General features: G+C 64.2%; 17 protein-coding genes. 6 read left to right on the top strand and 11 right to left on the bottom strand.

The features are described 5' to 3' along the window. The first annotated feature begins 19 nt into the window (after positions 1 to 19). A complete protein-coding gene (locus HGI46_RS18825) occupies positions 20 to 988 on the top strand; it encodes a LysR family transcriptional regulator (RefSeq protein ID WP_206065826.1) in 969 nt (322 codons plus the stop codon). On the opposite strand, the gene HGI46_RS18820 is transcribed toward HGI46_RS18825, so the two are convergent. After that, a complete protein-coding gene (locus tag HGI46_RS18820; protein WP_168905406.1) occupies positions 970 to 2,019 on the bottom strand; it encodes an AraC family transcriptional regulator in 1,050 nt (349 codons plus the stop codon). The two genes, HGI46_RS18825 and HGI46_RS18820, sit on opposite strands and share 19 nt — an antisense overlap. Positions 2,020 to 2,168: 149 nt before the next feature. On the opposite strand from HGI46_RS18820, the gene HGI46_RS18815 reads away from it, so the two are divergent. The 4 genes from HGI46_RS18815 to HGI46_RS18800 all read left to right on the top strand — a co-directional run bounded on the left by HGI46_RS18815 (position 2,169) and on the right by HGI46_RS18800 (position 7,741). After that, complete coding sequence (locus tag HGI46_RS18815; protein ID WP_240946890.1) at positions 2,169 to 4,592, top strand: TonB-dependent receptor; 2,424 nt, start codon at positions 2,169 to 2,171, stop codon at positions 4,590 to 4,592. 119 nt (positions 4,593 to 4,711) lie between these two features. Further along, a complete protein-coding gene (locus HGI46_RS18810; RefSeq protein WP_168905404.1) occupies positions 4,712 to 5,449 on the top strand; it encodes an SDR family oxidoreductase in 738 nt (245 codons plus the stop codon). A gap of 11 nt (positions 5,450 to 5,460) precedes the next feature. Next, positions 5,461 to 6,687 carry an acyl-CoA dehydrogenase family protein gene (locus tag HGI46_RS18805; protein WP_168905403.1) on the top strand — a complete coding sequence of 409 codons (1,227 nt, stop codon included), beginning with the start codon at positions 5,461 to 5,463 and terminating at the stop codon, positions 6,685 to 6,687. Positions 6,688 to 6,700: 13 nt separating this feature from the next. Next, entirely contained in the window at positions 6,701 to 7,741 is a 1,041-nt protein-coding gene (locus HGI46_RS18800; protein ID WP_168905402.1) for an alcohol dehydrogenase family protein, read from the top strand. Here HGI46_RS18800 and HGI46_RS18795 read toward each other — a convergent pair. After that, entirely contained in the window at positions 7,738 to 8,874 is a 1,137-nt protein-coding gene (locus HGI46_RS18795) for an aminotransferase class I/II-fold pyridoxal phosphate-dependent enzyme (RefSeq protein ID WP_168905401.1), read from the bottom strand. The two genes, HGI46_RS18800 and HGI46_RS18795, sit on opposite strands and share 4 nt — an antisense overlap. 66 nt (positions 8,875 to 8,940) lie before the next feature. Between HGI46_RS18795 and HGI46_RS18790 the strand changes: the two genes are divergently transcribed. Beyond that, positions 8,941 to 9,312 carry a LysR family transcriptional regulator gene (locus tag HGI46_RS18790; RefSeq protein WP_118074813.1) on the top strand — a complete coding sequence of 124 codons (372 nt, stop codon included), beginning with the start codon at positions 8,941 to 8,943 and terminating at the stop codon, positions 9,310 to 9,312. Here HGI46_RS18790 and HGI46_RS18785 read toward each other — a convergent pair. The 9 genes from HGI46_RS18785 to HGI46_RS18745 all read right to left on the bottom strand — a co-directional run bounded on the left by HGI46_RS18785 (position 9,309) and on the right by HGI46_RS18745 (position 17,320). After that, a complete protein-coding gene (locus HGI46_RS18785) occupies positions 9,309 to 10,607 on the bottom strand; it encodes an amidohydrolase family protein (protein WP_168905400.1) in 1,299 nt (432 codons plus the stop codon). The two genes, HGI46_RS18790 and HGI46_RS18785, sit on opposite strands and share 4 nt — an antisense overlap. A gap of 85 nt (positions 10,608 to 10,692) precedes the next feature. After that, positions 10,693 to 11,166: a hypothetical protein gene (locus HGI46_RS18780; protein WP_168905399.1), complete on the bottom strand. Its 474-nt coding sequence runs from the start codon at positions 11,164 to 11,166 to the stop codon at positions 10,693 to 10,695. Positions 11,167 to 11,554: 388 nt separating this feature from the next. After that, on the bottom strand, positions 11,555 to 12,364 hold the full coding sequence (locus HGI46_RS18775) for an NUDIX domain-containing protein (protein WP_240946889.1): 810 nt from the start codon (positions 12,362 to 12,364) through the stop codon (positions 11,555 to 11,557). 296 nt (positions 12,365 to 12,660) lie between these two features. Then, entirely contained in the window at positions 12,661 to 12,984 is a 324-nt protein-coding gene (gene grxD / locus HGI46_RS18770) for a Grx4 family monothiol glutaredoxin (protein WP_118074223.1), read from the bottom strand. 24 nt (positions 12,985 to 13,008) lie between these two features. Beyond that, the gene (locus HGI46_RS18765; protein WP_039335197.1) at positions 13,009 to 13,242 is read right to left on the bottom strand and encodes a BolA family transcriptional regulator; all 234 of its coding nucleotides are present in this window, start codon (positions 13,240 to 13,242) and stop codon (positions 13,009 to 13,011) included. After that, the gene (locus tag HGI46_RS18760) at positions 13,242 to 13,565 is read right to left on the bottom strand and encodes a DUF1476 domain-containing protein (RefSeq protein ID WP_039335200.1); all 324 of its coding nucleotides are present in this window, start codon (positions 13,563 to 13,565) and stop codon (positions 13,242 to 13,244) included. Before HGI46_RS18760 ends, HGI46_RS18765 begins: the two co-directional genes overlap by 1 nt. A gap of 114 nt (positions 13,566 to 13,679) precedes the next feature. Further along, positions 13,680 to 14,228: a hypothetical protein gene (locus HGI46_RS18755; RefSeq protein WP_168905370.1), complete on the bottom strand. Its 549-nt coding sequence runs from the start codon at positions 14,226 to 14,228 to the stop codon at positions 13,680 to 13,682. A gap of 121 nt (positions 14,229 to 14,349) precedes the next feature. Beyond that, positions 14,350 to 14,958, bottom strand: coding sequence for a hypothetical protein (locus tag HGI46_RS18750; protein ID WP_168905398.1), 609 nt, complete (start codon positions 14,956 to 14,958; stop codon positions 14,350 to 14,352). Positions 14,959 to 15,085: 127 nt separating this feature from the next. Continuing rightward, the gene (locus tag HGI46_RS18745; RefSeq protein ID WP_168905397.1) at positions 15,086 to 17,320 is read right to left on the bottom strand and encodes a prolyl oligopeptidase family serine peptidase; all 2,235 of its coding nucleotides are present in this window, start codon (positions 17,318 to 17,320) and stop codon (positions 15,086 to 15,088) included. Positions 17,321 to 17,336: the final 16 nt, after the last annotated feature.

The raw sequence follows: 17,336 nt of genomic DNA, 5'->3' as shown, positions 1-17,336 counted from the left end.
GTCCGAATATATAGACGCGATGCAGTCCGATGTTGATGTGAAAGCGATCCGTTGCTTCCTCGCACTTGCGCAGGAACTAAGCTTCGGCCGCGCGGCGAAGCGCATGAACCTGACGCAGCCCAGCCTGTCTGCGCAGATCCGCAAGCTAGAAGAACAGATCGGCCAGCGTCTGTTCGACCGGACGACGCGCGCGGTCCAACTTTCACCGGTTGGCAGGGCGCTGCTCGACCAGGCCGGCACTTTCGTCGCCCAGGCCGACGCCTTCGCCGCGCAGCTCGCCGCCTGGCGGGACCGCCCTGATCGCCGGATCGTCCTCGGAGCGCCGATCTATACGTTCGAGCTGCCGCAGCATGGGGCGCTGCTATCGGCGATCGCGCGCGAGATTCCGGACATATCGCTGCGGGTGGACAACGACTTTGCCTATTCCCTGTGCGAAGGCCTGATCAAGGGCACCGTCGACCTTGCCTTGGTCGTTGCCGCGGTCGTGCCTCATGACAAGTATCTGGCCGACATGGCACGCCAGCAATGCGGCGAACTTGAAATTCCCGATGGCCTGCCCCGCCTGACGCTGAGCCGCGAACCGATCGGCCTGGCCATTCCGCAAGAGCACCCTCTCGCCCGGTTCGATGTCGTGCCGCAGGCTGCTTTGTCCGGATCGGTCATTGCCATGCTCGCGCCGCTGCACGGCAAGAGCCTGTACCAACCGATATCGACGTGGCTGTCAGCTGCCGGGGCGACAGGCTTCCTCCCGCCCGAAGCGCACGCCTTTGCGCTGGAGCGATACTGCCGCGAGTATCGCATCCCGGCGATCTCCATCGCGCAATTTCGCCCCAGAGATCATGGGAACGTGGTCTACAGGCCCGTCGCAGGCCTTTCCGTCGTCACGGAGCTGGCGGTTCTGCGCAGCTCTCGCCACATGCGCGGGGCGAGCGAGGAGCAGCTCTGGAAAATTGCAGAATCGCTTGTGCCTCAGGCATTTATCGACTGACCGTCGGGGCCCTTGCGCGGGCGCGCTTGCGCCATCAGGGCCCGCGCTCCGGTCGACATATGCTGGCGCAGGAAGCGGCTTGCCGCGCTGGCATCGGTATAGCCCAGGCGATGCGACAGTTCGGTCAGGTTGGGCCTTCGCGCAGTGCGGAAGTACTCGTCGGCAGTGTGCTTGCGTACCTGTTCGAGAATGACCGCAAAGCTCGTGCCCCGTTCCGCGAGGCGGCGCTGAAGGCTCTGCGGCGAAAGACCGGCAAGCCCCGCGACATGAGGCAGGTTTGCGCGCCGCTCCGTGAGATTGGTGGCGATGAAGTAGCGCACCTGCTGCATCAGGTCGCCGGGCCACTGGCTGTCAGCTTGGGCCAACTGCCTCTCAAGGTAGCGAACCATGTTGGGATTGGCTCGCTGCGAAGGCCGATGCAGGTCAGACTTGCGGAAGACCAGCGCGCAGCGATCGGATCCAAACTCGATCGGACAGCGGAACACCGCCTGATGGTATCGCGAACTCTGCGGCGCCGGATGATCCAGCTCCAGCCTGATCGGCGTCCAATCCTCGCCAAGCAGCATTCGCGTGATGCGCAACTGGAGCGTCAGCGTAGCCTGCAGGAATTGGGAACCGCCGAACCGTGCCGGAACCATGAGCACATGGCGCAAGGCCGCCTCATGACCGGTGATGTCAGTGCTCGACCGCATCGCCGCGCTTTCGAGGTGCATGTAGCGTCGCGTTATCCGGGTCGCCTCGTCAAGCGTGGTGCAATGATCCCACAGCAGGCTGATCGGGCCAAAGCCGCGCACGTTGCACCACATCGAGAACGCCACGCCGAGGTCCTCGCGGCCCGATGCGATCGCAGCTGCCTGCAGAACGTCGACATGGGCGCTTGCCGGCAGCCATTCCGCCTCGTTGGCCTGTTCCACGTGGGCGAACACGTCAGGAGGGCAAAGGCTTCTCAGGTCGAGCCCGGATACCTCCGCGAAGTGGGCGAACTGACGCATGGCGCTGGAATGTGCGAGACCGGTTTCCGATTCCATCATGATGCAATCTGACAATAGTGTGCCGCGATCCGTCAAGATCAATTAAGCGATTAAACGCACAATGCCGATGCAGCCAGCTTCTGTCCAGTCAGGGACAGCGTTTGGAACACCAATTACAGCCGCCACAAGGCGGCGCATGGGAGGCAGCCTTGAAAGCATTGTACTTGCGTAACGCAGCACTGGCCGCAATCGTCGCCTCGGCCGCCGTGCCGAACCTCGCGCACGCCCAGCAGGCCGAAGAACAGTCTGCCACCGGCCTCGCTGAAATCATCGTGACGGCGCAGCGCAGGACCGAGAACCTTCAGGACGTGCCGATCGCGATAACGGCGGCCAACGCCGAAACCCTCGCGCAGGCGCGCGTCGAAAACGTCGCCAACATTCAGGCCATCAGCCCCTCGATCAGCTTCCGCGTCACCAACATCGCAACGTCGAGCGCGAACCTCATCATCCGTGGCCTTGGCACGACCGGCAACAGCCGCTCGTTCGAAGGTTCGGTCGGCGTCTTCATCGACGGGGTCTATCGCACCCGCGCGGCAGCGGCGCTGCAGAACTTCCTCGACATTGACAACCTGCAGGTGCTGCGCGGCCCGCAGGGCACCCTGTTCGGCAAGAACACCACCGCCGGTGCCCTGTTGCTCGCCTCGGCATCGCCATCGCTCAACGACGTCAATGGCGCCGTTGAAGTGACCTACGGCAATTACGATACGCTGATTGCCCGCGGCGCAATCAACGCTCCGCTTTCCGACAAGGTGGCATTCCGCATCGCCGGACTCGCCTCATCGGCCGATGGCTTCTTTACCGACAGCACCACCGGCCAGAGCCTCAACGACAACAAGACCCGCGCGGTCAAGGCGCAGTTGCTGTTCGAACCGAGCGAGAAACTCACCGTCCGCCTGATCGGCGATTACTCACACAGCCAGGGCAACTGCTGCTACGCCACCTCGGCGTTCATTGATGGTCCGACCCAGCCGATTATCGACCTGCTGACGCTCTACCAGCCGGCCAGCAGCCAGCAGTTCCTCGGCGTGCTTGCCGGCCTGATCCCGGCCTCGTCGATGACGCCGACCGGCCGCAAGCTGCCCGCGCGCGATCCTTCCAAGTTCGAGCAGACCCTGAATGGCAACGGCCAGCAGGAGATCGAGGATTACGGCGGCACCATGCTGATCGACGCTCAGGTTGGCGAAGGGACGCTGAAGTCCGTCACGGCTGTGCGCAAGTTCACCGTCGACCAGCGCGATCTCGACCCTGATTTCTCGGGCGCTGACATCTTCCGCTACAACGAAAGCTTCTCCAGCCGCTTCATCTCGCAGGAACTGACCTACAACACCAAGATTCCGGCGCTCAACGCCGAGGCGGTCTTCGGCCTGTTCTTCTCGGACGAGAAGCTCAAGATGGGGCGCAGCCTGCCCTGGGCCAACCAGGCGCAGTTCTACTGGGATGCGATCTTCGCCAGCCTCGGCGTTGCGCCGGGCACCGCTAACGCCGCCCCCGGCACCTGGACCACCGAGCGCATGGGCGGCACGGCCAAGTCCTATGCAGGCTTTGCCCACCTCGATTTCGCGGTGAACGACACGTTCAACGTCATCGCTGGCGTGCGCTACTCGATCGAGAAGAAGCGCGGCTTCTTCAACAACGCCTTCTATCGCCCGAACCCGACGGATGTGTTCACCCTGCTCGGCATCGCCCCGTCGCCGGCATACGACGCCACGACGACCAACAAGGCGCTTTCGGGCACTCTTGGCCTTCAGTATCGTCCAAACGACGATATCATGCTCTATGCAACGTACAACCGCGGCTTCAAGGCGGGCGGCGTCAACATGGACGTCAACGCGGCGGGCACGCTGATCAACAACGCGGCTGTCTACAATGCCCTGCCCGCCGCCATCCGCATCGGCTTCTTCGGCAATGCGCCGGCACAGGCCCCGCTCAACCCGCGCTACAAGCCGGAGAAGGTCAACGCATTCGAAGTCGGCGGCAAGTTCCAGTACCTCGACGGACGCGCCCGCACCAACATCGCCTTCTTCTACTATGACCTGTCCGATCTCCAGATCGCGCAGTTCATCGGGCTGCGCTTCACCGTGCTCAATGCCAAGTCGGCAAAGGACTACGGCCTCGAAATCGAGAACCTGTTCCAGATCACCGACAGCCTGACGCTCGGCCTCGATGGCACGTGGATCCCGCATGCCCAGTACGGCAAGGATAGCAACATCGACCCGGTCCTGTCGGGCTCGCGCTTCCGCTTCAGCCCGAAGTTCTCCGGCAATGCCACGCTGAACCTGGACCAGCCGGTCAACGACAACCTTAGCGTGCTGGCCCGCGTGCAGGCGCAGTATCAGAGCCGCCAGTTGATCAGCACGGCCACTTCGGCCGAACAGGGCGCGGTGACCTTGGTCAACGCCAACCTCGGGTTCAAGCTGCCCAAGACCGGCCTGCTGATCGAAGGCTGGGTGCAGAACCTGTTCGACAAGACGTGGTTCACCCAGTCCTTCCCGACGCCGCTCCAGACCGGCGACCAGAACGCCTATCCGGGCTCGCCACGCACCTACGGCATCCGCGTCCGCGCTTCGTTCTGACCTCGCAGGAATGGATGCAAAGACCCTCGCTTTCGAAAGATGGCGAGGGTCTTTTGCGTGGCGAATGGGCCATTAAGCTGACTGCACAGAGTCGCATGCAGCGGCCGAAAGGGAGAATGATGATCGACGATACAGACTTCACCGGCAGGCATGTCCTTGTCGTCGGCGGCTCCAGCGGCATTGGCAACGGCATCGCCCACGCCTTCCGCGAACGCGGTGCCACGGTCCACGTCTGGGGGACCCGGCCAAGGGCGGAAGACTACGATCCTGCCGAAGGGTCCGATCTCTCCGGTCTCGTTTACACCTGCGTCGATGTCGGCGATCCTGATGCCATCGCGGCCGTCCCGTTCCCCGCTTCCAGCCTCGATGTGCTCGTCCTTTGCCAAGGCACCGTCGTCTACAAGCGCGGAGAATTCGCGCGGGAAGGCTGGGACAAGGTCATGGCCGTCAATCTCGACAGCGTGATGCACTGTTCGATGAAGTTCCGCCCGCAGCTTGCCGAAAGCAGCGGCTCGATCATTGTCGTAAGCTCGATCTCCGGTCTCAAGGCCAATATCGGCAACCCCGCCTATGCTGCCTCCAAGGCCGGCGCGATCAGCCTGACCAAGACGCTGGGGCAAGCGCTCGCGTCTGAGGGTATCCGCGTCAATGGCCTCGCCCCCGGCTTGGTCGACACCAAGCTGACCAAGGTCACCACTGCCCACCCGCAGCGCCTAGAAGGGGCGCTCGCCAGCATTCCGCAACGCCGGATGGGGACCCCTGCCGACATGGCCGGTGCCGCAATCTTCCTCGCCTCCCCGCTCGCTTCCTACGTCACTGGCCACACTCTCGTGGTCGACGGCGGCCTCTCGCTCTGAAAGATTCCGGGATGCACTTCGAACATACCGACAAGGTCAAGGACCTCCTCGCTCGCCTCGAAGCCTTCATGGACGAGCACATCTATCCGGCCGAACAGGACTATTATGACTTCGTCCATGACCAGCAGAACCTCTGGGCCGAATGGCCGGGGATGGAACCGCTCAAGGACAAGGCGCGCGCGGCCGGCCTGTGGAACCTGTTCCTGCCCCATGAATATGGCGCATGGTCACCCGGCCTCACCAACTTGGAATACGCGCCCCTGGCCGAAATCATGGGCCGCGTGCCGTGGTCGAGTCAGGTATTCAATTGCTCCGCTCCCGATACCGGCAACATGGAAGTTCTTGCCAAGTTCGGCAGCCCCGAACAGCAGGAGCGCTGGCTGCGCCCGCTCCTCGAAGGCACGATCCGCTCGGCCTACGTGATGACCGAACCGCAGGTCGCCTCGTCCGACGCCACCAACCTCGAACTCTCGATCATCCCCGATGGCGAAGACTACGTGATCAGCGGGCGCAAGTGGTGGATTTCCAACGCCATGCACCCCCGCTGCGAACTGATGATCGTCATGGGCAAGACCTTCTTCGACGGACCGCGCCACAGCCAGCACTCGCAGATCCTCGTCCCGCGCGACACGCCCGGTGTTACCGTGGTTCGCCACCTCAAGGTCTTCGGCTCGCACAATTCTCCGGGCGGCGAAGTCGAACTGCGCTTCGACAACGTCCGCGTGCCACGCGCCAACATGGTTCTTGGCGAAGGACGCGGCTTCGAGATCGCGCAAGGGCGCCTTGGGCCCGGCCGCATCCACCACTGCATGCGCTCGATCGGCCAGGCGCAGCGCGCGCTCGAATGGATGGCCCGCCGCGCCGACAGCCGCGTCGCTTTCGGCAAGAAGCTGGCTGACCAGTCGAGCGTGCGACAGGACGTTGCCCGCTCCTTCTGCGAGGTAGAGATGGCCCGGCTGCTCACGCTCAAGGCGGCCGATGCGATGGATCGCAAGGGCAACAAGGAAGCGCGAGACCTGATCGCCGCGATCAAGGTGGTCGCGCCCTCGATGGCACAGCAGGTCGCTGACCGCGCGATCCAGGTCCACGGCGGGATGGGCGTCAGCGAGGACGGCCCGATGGCCTACTTCTTCACCCTCAACCGCTACGTCCGCCTCACCGACGGCCCGGAGGAAGTGCACATGAGCCAGCTCGGCAAGCTCAAGATCGCCGAATACGTCGCCTCGCACGCCCGCTGAAGGACCCGCTGCCATGAAAGCTCTGCGTTATTACGGCGCTCGCGACATCCGCCACGAAAGCATGGACGATCCCGCGCTCCACTCGGATCGCGATGCCATCGTCAAGGTCGATGCCTGCTCGATCTGTGGCTCCGACTTGCACATCTATCATGGCCACGGCTTCTCCGAAGACGTCGGCTTTTGCGTCGGCCACGAAGCTGTGGGTGAAGTGGTCGAGGTCGGCCGCGGCGTCCATCGCCTGAAGGTGGGCCAGAAGGTGATGATCCCGGCGGCGGTCGGCTGCGGCGCCTGCCGATCCTGCCTCGCAGGCGTGGTCAACACTTGCGAGAACAACGGATCGGGCTGCTACGGCCTTTCGGCAAGGCTGCAGGGCTCGCAGGCCGAAGCGGTGCGCGTGCCCGCCGCGGATGCCAACGCCGTTGCGATCCCGGATGGCGTCAGCACCGACCAGGCCCTGATGATGACCGATGCCCTCGCAACCGCATGGTTCGGCGCGCGGCAGGCGGACATCCGCCCCGGCGCGTCGGTTGGCGTGATCGGCCTAGGTCCGATTGGCCTGATGGTGGTGGAAAGCGCCTTCGTCATGGGGGCGCATGTCGTCTACGCTATCGACCCGGTGCCTGAGCGCCGCGCGATTGCCGAAAGTCTCGGTGCAATTGCTCTTCACCCGGACGAAGCTGGAGCGCGGATAAAGGAAGACACCCACGGCAAGCGGCTGGACTGCGTCGTCGAAGTCGTCGGCGCCGATGCCACGGTGGACATGGCCCTGCGCCTGGTGCGCGTGCGCGGCACCGTCTCGGTCATTGGCGTCCAGCAGTCGCGACGCTTCCCCTTCCCGCTGGAACGCGCCTTTGCCGGCGGCCTGACCTTCCGCGTCGGCACCTGCTCCGTGCCCGAGGAACTGCCGGCGCTGTTCCCGCTGGTCGCCTCGGGCCGCCTCAAGCCCGAACGCTACATCAGCCACCGCCTGCCCCTGTCACAGGGCGCAGAAGCCTACCGCCTTTTCGAGGCGCGCGAGGCAGGTGCGCTCAAAATGGTGCTGGCCCCCGACTAACCCTTCCTCCGTGCCGCAAACCACGGCCCGATCCGGCGCATCGCCTCTTCCACCAAAAGCGTGGAAACCGCGAAGCTGAAGCGGATGAAGCGTTTGCCGTTGACTGGGTCGAAGTCGATCCCCGGCGCAGTCGCCACGCCGGTATCGCGCAGCAGCTCCTCGCACAGCGCCAGGCTGTTGTCGGTGAACTCGCTCGCATCGGCATAGATGTAGAACGCGCCATCGGGCGGCGCGATGCGTCCGAGGCCCATGAGGGGCAGCGCCTCCAGCAGGATCGACCGGTTCCGGGCATATGTCTCGACATGCCCGTCCAGCTCGTCACGACACTCGAACGCCATGAGACCAGCCTTCTGCGCCAGCACCGGCGGCGTCAGGAACAGGCTACCCATGCGCGCCCGCGCTGCATCGATCAGCGAGGGCGGCACCACGAGCCAGCCGAGGCGCCAACCCGCCATGCTGAAGTATTTCGAGAACGAATTGACGATCACCGCATCGGGCAGATGCTCGAGCATCGACGCCGCCTTCGCCCCATAGCTCAGGCCATGGTAGATTTCGTCGGAGATCACCCTGATCCCCTTCCGGCGACAAACCTCGGCAATTGCGGCAAGCTCTGCAGGCTCGATGATCGTGCCTGTCGGATTGGCCGGGCTCGCCACGATCAGTCCATCGGGCGCCGGGTCAAGCGCATCGACCGCCGCCGCTGTGACCTGAAACCGCTCGGCCGGGCCGCAATCCATCTCGACCGGCTCGAGGTACATGGCCTTCAGCGAGTTGCGGTAGGCAACATAGCCCGGCCGCGCCAGAGCGATGCGCGCACCCGGCCGGAACAGGCACGACAACGCCATCACGAAAGCGGGCGAAGCGCCGCACGTCAGGATCACCTGCTCGCGCTCCACCGTGACGCCATAGTTCTCGGCGTAGCTGCGGGCGATGCGGTCCTTCAGGGCCACGCTTTCCCAGTAGCCCATCGCCTCGCTGTCGAGCACCTCGTGCGCCAGGGCAATCGCCTTGGCCGGAGCGCCGGTCGAAGGCTGGCCGAACTCCATATGGATGATACTGGCCCCCGCCGCCTCCATATCGTGCGCGATGCGGGAAACGGCGATAGCGTGAAACGGTTCGACTTCGGCGATCATCGCAGCGTGCTAGTTGCCACCGAAACAAGTTGCAACCCTGCCGACCGCGCCGATAACCTGCCGCCGATGCAGCGCCTCAAACTGAAGATCCAGCTCTACTGTGGCGACGAGATTGCCATGGGCCCCGGCAAGGCCGACCTGCTCGATGCGATCGACCGCGCAGGCTCCATTTCCGGCGCAGCGCGCGCGATGGACATGAGCTACCGCCGCGCGTGGCTGCTGGTCGATGCCATGAACCGCTGCTGGCGAGAACCCTTGGTCGAAACCTCTCCCGGCAGCGCCAAAGGCGGCGGGGCGAGATTGACCGCACTGGGAACTGCCGTTCTGCAACACTATCGCGCGCTGCAAGAACGCCTTGCGGGTACGTCGGATTGCCCGGACTATGCCGCGTTGGCAGGCGCCATGCTCAAGGAGCCGAAAGCAAGCCAGAAGGCCTAGCGCCCGACCGGCCCCTTCCACAGCACACCGTCCTTCATCACCAGCGAGACCTTGCGGATCACGCTGATGTCGGTGAGCGGATTGCCCTCCACCGCCACCAGATCGGCCAGCATTCCCGTCTTCACGCTGCCGAGCCGGTCAGCGATGCCAAACATCTTCGCATTGCCCGACGTTGCCGCGATTGCCACCTCGGCAGGCGTCATCCCGCCTTTGACCATCAATTCGGCCTCCCGCGCGTTGTCGCCATGGGCATAGACGCCGACGTCTCCGCCCACGCAGATGGCGACCCCGGCCTTGCGCGCCTTGACGAGCGCGTCGAAACCCTCCCGCACGCCCTTGGGCACCGGCGCCTCGCCATTCCATCCGCGATAGCGCGCAATCGCATCACCTGCGGCAAGCGTCGGACAGAAGCCAACGCCCTTGGCCTTCATCGCCGCGAACACCTCCTGCGTCCCTTCGTCGCCGTGCTCGATCGTATCGACACCGGCTGACACGGCGCGGCGCATGCCCTCTGCCGTGCTGGCGTGGGCAACAACCTGCCGTCCGGCCCCGTGCGCGGCCTCAACCACGGCCTTCAGTTCCGCTTCGGTAAATGTAGGTCGGCTCGGCTCGCCTGGTCCCCAGCGATAGTCGGCATAGACCTTCACAAGGTCCGCCCCGGCGCCGATCTGCCGCCGCACGGCATTGATCAGGTCCGGCCCGCCCGCTTCCTCTGCTCCCAGAGGCACAACGACGCCCGGCTCAAAGCCGCGCGGCCCATAAGCTCCCGGCGCGACGATGGCGCGTGTCGCCACCAGCATGCGTGGCCCCGGCACGATCCCCTGCTCGATTGCCCGCTTCAGCCCGACATCGGCATAGCCCGCCCCTTCGGTGCCAAGATCGCGCACGGTAGTGAACCCCGCCATCAGCGTCACCCGCGCATGGACAGTGGCGCGAGCGGTGCGCAGCGCAATCGGCTCGTGCAGGATCTGATCGTCCCAGGCCGTCTCGTTGTAGGGGTGAAGGAAAAGGTGCGAATGCCCCTCGATCATGCCCGGCATGAGGGTCGTGCCGGGCAGAGCTATGACCGAAGCCTCGGCTGGCGCGACGATGTCAGGGCCGACCGCTTCTATGCGGTTGCCTTTGACCAGAACCGCCCAGCCCTTGCGCAGAACTGCGGTCTCGCCATCGAACACAGCGTCCGGCCGCAACAGGGTCAGCGCCTCGGTTCGATCGCCGGCAGACGACGGGGCCGCAAGTGTGAGCGTCGACGCCAGGGTCAGGGCAGCAGCAAGAACCTGTGTGACAATCCGCATCCGCCATCCTTTCGAATGGCGCCATCATACCTGCGCAACAAGGAGCGGCAACCAGCGGTGCCGTCCTTTTTCCCTTGAAGCGGATTCAGGCCGCTTCCTCTTGCCGCAGTTCCGCAAGCTGTGCGTCGGTCCGGGGCAGGATGCCCATGCCGTTCACAGTGCGCCGATCAAGATGCTGAAGCTGCATGTCAGGGCTTTGGCGGGTGAGTTCGCGCAGATGTTGCACGCGGATCACCGCCATCACGCAGCCGAGCGTTGCAATGGATACGCCCAGCCGCCAGATCGCGAATTGCCCGCTTTGCACGGTCGAAAGGAACTCAGCGAAGCACTGCCATACCGTCACAGCGCCAAGCAGCTCGGTCGCTCGCTGACGGGGAGCGGCCAGTAGCAGCGAGCACGCCAGAAAGAACGACCCGACCCCGGCTGTCGTCACGGACAGCTCGTTTGTCACATAACCGAAGCTGAGCGCAACCGCGCTGGCAACTGCAACAACGCGGGCGGTGCGGGAAATCTGACCAGGTGTCAGCAGATCGAGTGGGCTACGCATGCGCAGGATCATTGCCCAAGCCTCTCAACAATTCGTTACGGCACGAAAGGTCCAGAAACGATCCGAATAAATCCAAAAATTACAGTCCAAAGCAGAACCGACAGCCCAAGTGGCAACGCAAGGCGGACCCAGCCCGAGGCACTTTCCGGTGGCGAATCACCCTCCGCCTGCCCGAATCGCCCGGCCAACAGCTCATCCTGCAACTGATGGACTGGCGAACGAACAGGCGCGTCTTCCCGCCTGGCGGGTCGCGGCGCCGCGGTGGTCAGCGCGATGCTCTCGGCAACTTCTGATGGCCGTTCGGCAGACAGTACCGGCAATCCCGACATGATGGCTCCTCGACATCACAGTGCCACAAAGGTCACCAACAGCATCTGACCGCCAGCCTAAGGATTTACGCTTAGCCTCGTTGCGCCATGTCGAGCGGTTCGCCACGGACCGGGTATCCCAACCCGTCCGGGATCATCAGCCAGCGCCGCCCTTCCCGCTCTTCCACAAACGGGCTGATCGTGCCGATCGGTGTCGTCTCGGCATGATTGCGCGCTTCGTCGTAGTTGCCGAACAATGCCAGGCGCTCAAGATTGCGTCGCGTCGGAAAGATGACCTTGATCTTGCCCGCCTCGGCAAGATCGAGCGCTTCCTGCGCGCTCGCCCAGAAGAGATGCCGGTTCTCGGTGGCATCAACCTCGATATCAACCGCACCTGTGCCAAGGTTGGCGAGATAGAAGCGAGTGTCGAAAATTCTTTCAGTCCGGTGCTTAGGCCACCAGCGGGCGAACGGCACCAGGCGATCTGCCTCAAGCTGCCAGCCAAACTCGGCCAGTACCGGGGCAAGATCACCGCCCGAAATCAGCATGCGGCGCGCTTCGGCCGCAAGCCTGCCATCAACCTCGCCCGATATGCCAACCACCAGGCCGGTCTCTTCCAGGGTCTCGCGGACAGCAGCCACTCGCGCCGCCAGGTCATCCAGGTCATCCCCACCGCCCCGTGCCAGGCTTTCCGCCAGCGCAAAGTCCGATGCATCGATCTTGCCACCCGGAAAGACGGTCGCGCCACCGGCAAACTTCAGACTGGCATTGCGCTCCACCATGAGAATTTGGGGCGCGCCACCGGAAGGGGCATGCCGGAAGATGATCACGGTTGCCGCCGGAGTGGTCTTGCTCAGCCAGTTTTCGGGCTCGATATCGTGCGTTTCCATCTTGGCAATCATGTCCCGCCAACGCGCGCTTGCCAAGCCTGGAGAAACTGTCGGATCGCTTTACATCGTCACAATCGACCTCATGACCTCGCGATAGGAAAAACCAGAAGAACAGGGCCATTACGCAAACTGGCACGCAACATGCTTATGTCTTGATGTCCCGAAGAGTAGCTTCTTCTCGAGGCGGAGCCAGTCCCCCCGGTCTCTATGGCTCCGCCTCTCCCGGGACCTCCCACAACAAGCAAGACACAAAAAAGACGCGACCGGCATTGCCGACCGCGCCTCTCAAAACGCTCTCGTTATGGAGCTCAGGCTGCCTTGACGCCGGAATCTTCCATCAGCTGCTGCAGTTCGCCGGCCTGGAACATCTCCATCATGATGTCCGAACCGCCCACGAACTCGCCCTTGACGTAAAGCTGCGGGATCGTCGGCCAGTCGGAATACGCTTTGATGCCGCTGCGGATTTCCATGTCCTGCAGCACGTCAACCGAGGCGTATTCGACGCCCAGATGCTCGAGGATGGCAATGGCCTTGCTGGAAAAGCCGCACTGCGGAAACAGCGGCGTGCCCTTCATGAACAGGACGACGTCGTTGCCGTTGACGATTTCGGAGATGCGCTGCTCGGTCGACATGGTGGATGAGTTTCCTTTCCGCCCTCAGTTGGGAACGGCAGTGGTCAGTTGCAAGGCATGAAGCTCGCCGCCCATGCGCCCGCCCAGCGCATCATAGACCAGCTTGTGCTGCTTGACGCGGCTCAGACCAGCAAATGCGGCAGAGGTGACACGGGCGGCATAGTGATCGCCGTCGCCCGCAAGGTCCGTGATCTCGACCTCTGCGTCCGGCAAGGCCGCACGGATCATCGCCTCGATCTCGGCCGCAGGCATTGCCATCAGGCTTCGCCCATCAGCTGGCGGCGGGCGTCGACCTGCTTGGCTTCCATCGCCGCGCGGATTTCCGCTTCGTCGGTTTCGATCCCGGCCGAAACCAGGTCGCCCAGCAGCTTGCGGATGACGTCCTCGTCGCCGGCTTCCTCGAAATCGGCCTGCACGACCGACTTGGCATAAGCCTCGGTCTCGGCTGCATCGAGGCCCATGCGCTCGGCGGCCCAGGTGCCCAGCAGACGGTTACGGCGGGCGTGGACGCGGAACATCATTTCCTCGTCACGGGCGAACTTGGCTTCAAAAGCCTTCTCGCGATCGTCGAACGTGGTCATCGGCCGGATATCCTTCGTAAAAGGGTTTCTCCAGCCGATAATCAGCGAGCGCGTTCCCTGCAAGGCGTCACGAAAAGAAACACTGCCCGGAGTGTGAAAGGCTGGCAGGCCGGCTCAGATCCGCCCGCGGCGAATGTCGAGCAGGACCCCGCCTTCGCGGCTCACATCACAGGAGAAGCGGTCGCCATTGCGCAGCGTGCCGGACACCCGGTAGCCATCGCCATTGCGAGTAGCGTCGTAGACCTCGTCCACCTCACCCGTCCGCTCGGCTTCGGTGACGCAGGAATCCACCGCGTCGTTCAATCCGCGCGAGCCGATGCCTGCCCGGCTGTCATCGCGCCAGTCGTCGGGCTGCCGGTCGCGCTGAACGTCCCGCTGATCGTTGCGCTGATCGACCTCGGGGCGATAGCGATAGCCATCGTCCTCGGGCGCATTGCGCTTCTTCTCGGCCTTGCTGGCAGCCGTGGCGATCGCCGCGATGCCGCCGATGATCAGCAGCCCGGCCAGCACATCCCCGCCGTCAATGCCGCCGCGATCGCGGTGCCATCCGCGTCCGCCCCAGCCGCCGCGATCCCAGCGTCCATGGGCTTCGGCAGCAACCGGCAGTGCCGTTGTCGCCAGCGCGGCCAGCGCCATTGCAATCCTGGAAAAACGTCCCGCCATCATCATCCCTCCACAACCGACCGCCTGCCCCGATCCATGGGCTGGCCGTCGGCGCCCGTCATTCCTGCAGGGCTAGGCGGCCCAGGCTTTCCGATGCCTGAACCGCCTGCCTTTTCATGCGTCAGAGGCCGCGAATGCCGCTGTAGTCGAGGTCGACCACCCGGCCCCGCTCCACCTTGCACTTGAACGAGCCGCTGTCGTAACCGCGCAGGGAGTTGTTCCAGCCGCGATAGTCGCCGCCCCAACCGTTACCGTAGTAGCGGTCGCCACTGCGCCAATCGCGCCCGCGCGTGTTCACCGCGATACGACCGCGCACTTCATAACCCCAGCGGGTGTTCCTCACGTCGCGGATGTCGGTAACGTCGGCCCGGCCATAGCTGTACCGGGCAGCGTTGCGCTCTGCCGTGCGCACGCATTGTTCGATTGCCTGGCGCGGATTGCCGCGCCCATAGTAGCCATCGCGATAGCGCCCGTCGTTCCAACCGTCCCGGCCCCTCCAGTCCCTATTGGGCCAGTCATCGCCATAGCCATAGCGGTCATAGTCGCGGTCGTTGTTGTTGCTTGCCGCAGCAGCGATGGCGGCAATGCCGCCGATCACCAGCGCTCCAGCGATGATGTCACCTCCGTCGATGCCGCCGCGATGATCGCGGGCAACTGCGGGAGAGGCCGAAGACACCGCGACCGCGGCGGCGGCAGCAGTTCCGACCAGGGCCTTGGAAAAAGTCTTCATGGCTCAGATCCTTCAAAGCGGCGGGCCTTTCCCGCCATGCATGAAGGTTTGCCTGATTCGCCGTGATAAGACGCTGAACCGGGCCGACAGGATTTGTTCAGATAAATACCCACCAACCTGAACGACATCACTTGCCCTGTGCGCCAGCCGGCAACCCCGTCCAGTAGGCCAGAAACGAAAGCACATCCGCGCCTGCGCCGATCACCTTGTCCACCGGCTTGCCCGCCCCGTGCCCCGCGCGGGCCTCCACCCGCAACAGGCGCGGCCGCTCACCGATGTCAGCCGACTGCAGCGCCGCCACATACTTGAAGCTGTGCGCCGGGACCACGCGGTCATCATTATCCGCAGTGGTCACGAGGATGGCCGGATAGGTCCTGCCCCCGATGATGTTGTGATAGGGCGAATAGCTGCGCAACGTGTGCCAGTCCCCCTCGCGATTAGGACGGCCATAATCGTCAACCCAGAACCGGCCCGAGGTAAAACGGTCAAACCGCAGCATGTCCATCACGCCGACATCGGGATTGGCCGCGGCGAACAGGTCGGGCCGCTGGTTCACGACTGCTCCCACCAACAGGCCGCCATTCGATGCGCCCTGGATCGCTAGGCCGCCCTTGGCCGCGATGCCTTCCTTCACAAGGTATTCGCCCGCCGCGATAAAGTCGTCGAAGCTGTTCTGCTTCTTCTCGCGCCGCCCTGCTTCGTACCAGGTGCGCCCCAGCTCGCCGCCGCCGCGGATGCTTGCCAAGGCGAACGCTCCGCCCGCCTCGAGCCAGGCCATGCGCACCGGCGAATAGCCCGGCGTCAGGGCAATGTCGAAACCGCCATAGCCATAGAGCAGGGTCGGCAGCGGCTTGCCTGCCGCCGCGAGCGCCTTCTTGCGCACGACGTAAAGCGGCACCATCGTCCCGTCCTTCGAAGGGTACTGGCGCTGCTCGACCAGATAGTCTGCCGGATCGAATGCCATCTTGGGCACAGCAAACGGTGTCACCGCGCCGCTCTGCAGGTCCATGCGGTAGATCGCGGGCGGCAGGTTGAAGCTGGTGAACTGGTAGAACGTCTCCGCATCGCCCGGCCGTCCGCCGAAACCGCTTGCCGTGCCGATGCCGTTAAGCGTGATCGCCTTGCCCGGTCTGCCGCTGCGATCGGTCATCACCGCAATTGTCTGGCCATCCTTCAGGTAGGACAGCAGGAAGCGGTCGCCGATCATCCGCGCGCCTTCCAGCGTATTGCCGCGCTCGGGCACGACCACGGCCCAGCCCTTCCGGGGTTGGGCAAGGTCGATATTGACCAGGTGATAGTTCGCCGCGCCACGATCCGTCAGGAACCAAAGCCGGTTGCCAATTCCTGCCACCAGGCGCCAGTGGTCGGCGATCTCCGGAACCAGCGGCTGGACGATCCACTGCCCTGCCCGCCTGCCACCAAGCTGGATCAGATGCACCGCGTTGCGCTTGTCGGTGCTGACCTCGCTGACCACCACGGCCCAGCGCCCGTCACTCGTCACCAGCGCCTTGTGGCTCAACTCCGGCTGCTCCGGCGTTGCGTGAACCAGTTCGTCCCGATCCTGCGCAGTGCCTACCCGATGGAACCACACCGCCTTGTTGAAGCGCGGCGCCCGCGGATCATCGCCCGGCCGTGGCGCGGGAAAGCGGGAATAGAGGAAACCCTCGTCCCCCACCCAGGCGATCTCAGTGTCGTTGGCCCAGGCGATGCGCTCGTCAAGGATGCGTCCGGTCGCGACATCGACCACGCGCAAGGTGCGCCAGTCACTGCCCGCCTCCTGCTCCGCAAAGGCAACGTACCTTCCCGAGGGCGATGGCTCCCATTGCGCCAGTGCCAGTGAACCATCGGCACTCCAGCCATTCGGATCGATCAACAGGCGCTGCCTGCCCTCCACGCCCTTGCGGACCCACAACGCCGACTGGTTCTGCAACCCGGAATTGCGTGTGTAGAAATAGCTGCGCCCCGCCTTACGCGGCAGGCCATAGCGCTCAAAATCAAACAGGGCGCGAATGCGACTGGCAAACCGCTCACGGCCGGGGAGCCTTGCCAGATATTCCCCGCTCAAGGCGTTCTGCTCTGCCACCCACGAAGCAACCGCGCCATCGGTGCGCGGATCGGCTTCAAGCCAGCGGAAGGGATCGGCAACCCGCTGCCCGAAAACCTGCTCGACCAGCGCATCGGCCCGGGTCGCTGGATAAGCTGTCTTCGGCAGGACAAGCATGGCCTTGCCGCTGCCGGGGCTGGAGCCGCCAGTGGCCTCAGGAAAGGCCGCTTCGGAACTGTCCGCAACTGCCCGGCCTGCTGACAGCAGCGCCGCCAACAGAAGTGCGCCGCCCAACAGGCCGCGCGCAGACCTTGCCATCTCCCGCATCATCGTT

Origin of the sequence: Novosphingobium sp. ERW19 (assembly GCF_012641315.1) — a bacterium.
Lineage (GTDB): Bacteria > Pseudomonadota > Alphaproteobacteria > Sphingomonadales > Sphingomonadaceae > Novosphingobium.
This window is presented reverse-complemented; position numbering and strand designations above follow the sequence as displayed.

What these genes read in the sequence shown, in the direction of transcription:
- HGI46_RS18825 (WP_206065826.1), top strand. Translation starts at nt 20, where the DNA reads ATGCAGTCCGATGTTGATGTGAAAGCGATCCGTTGCTTCCTCGCACTT.
- HGI46_RS18820 (WP_168905406.1), bottom strand. Translation starts at nt 2,019, where the DNA reads ATGATGGAATCGGAAACCGGTCTCGCACATTCCAGCGCCATGCGTCAG.
- HGI46_RS18810 (WP_168905404.1), top strand. Translation starts at nt 4,712, where the DNA reads ATGATCGACGATACAGACTTCACCGGCAGGCATGTCCTTGTCGTCGGC.
- HGI46_RS18805 (WP_168905403.1), top strand. Translation starts at nt 5,461, where the DNA reads ATGCACTTCGAACATACCGACAAGGTCAAGGACCTCCTCGCTCGCCTC.
- HGI46_RS18800 (WP_168905402.1), top strand. Translation starts at nt 6,701, where the DNA reads ATGAAAGCTCTGCGTTATTACGGCGCTCGCGACATCCGCCACGAAAGC.
- HGI46_RS18795 (WP_168905401.1), bottom strand. Translation starts at nt 8,874, where the DNA reads ATGATCGCCGAAGTCGAACCGTTTCACGCTATCGCCGTTTCCCGCATC.
- HGI46_RS18790 (WP_118074813.1), top strand. Translation starts at nt 8,941, where the DNA reads ATGCAGCGCCTCAAACTGAAGATCCAGCTCTACTGTGGCGACGAGATT.
- HGI46_RS18785 (WP_168905400.1), bottom strand. Translation starts at nt 10,607, where the DNA reads ATGCGGATTGTCACACAGGTTCTTGCTGCTGCCCTGACCCTGGCGTCG.
- HGI46_RS18780 (WP_168905399.1), bottom strand. Translation starts at nt 11,166, where the DNA reads ATGATCCTGCGCATGCGTAGCCCACTCGATCTGCTGACACCTGGTCAG.
- HGI46_RS18775 (WP_240946889.1), bottom strand. Translation starts at nt 12,364, where the DNA reads ATGATTGCCAAGATGGAAACGCACGATATCGAGCCCGAAAACTGGCTG.
- grxD (WP_118074223.1), bottom strand. Translation starts at nt 12,984, where the DNA reads ATGTCGACCGAGCAGCGCATCTCCGAAATCGTCAACGGCAACGACGTC.
- HGI46_RS18765 (WP_039335197.1), bottom strand. Translation starts at nt 13,242, where the DNA reads ATGGCAATGCCTGCGGCCGAGATCGAGGCGATGATCCGTGCGGCCTTG.
- HGI46_RS18760 (WP_039335200.1), bottom strand. Translation starts at nt 13,565, where the DNA reads ATGACCACGTTCGACGATCGCGAGAAGGCTTTTGAAGCCAAGTTCGCC.
- HGI46_RS18755 (WP_168905370.1), bottom strand. Translation starts at nt 14,228, where the DNA reads ATGGCGGGACGTTTTTCCAGGATTGCAATGGCGCTGGCCGCGCTGGCG.
- HGI46_RS18750 (WP_168905398.1), bottom strand. Translation starts at nt 14,958, where the DNA reads ATGAAGACTTTTTCCAAGGCCCTGGTCGGAACTGCTGCCGCCGCCGCG.
- HGI46_RS18745 (WP_168905397.1), bottom strand. Translation starts at nt 17,320, where the DNA reads ATGGCAAGGTCTGCGCGCGGCCTGTTGGGCGGCGCACTTCTGTTGGCG.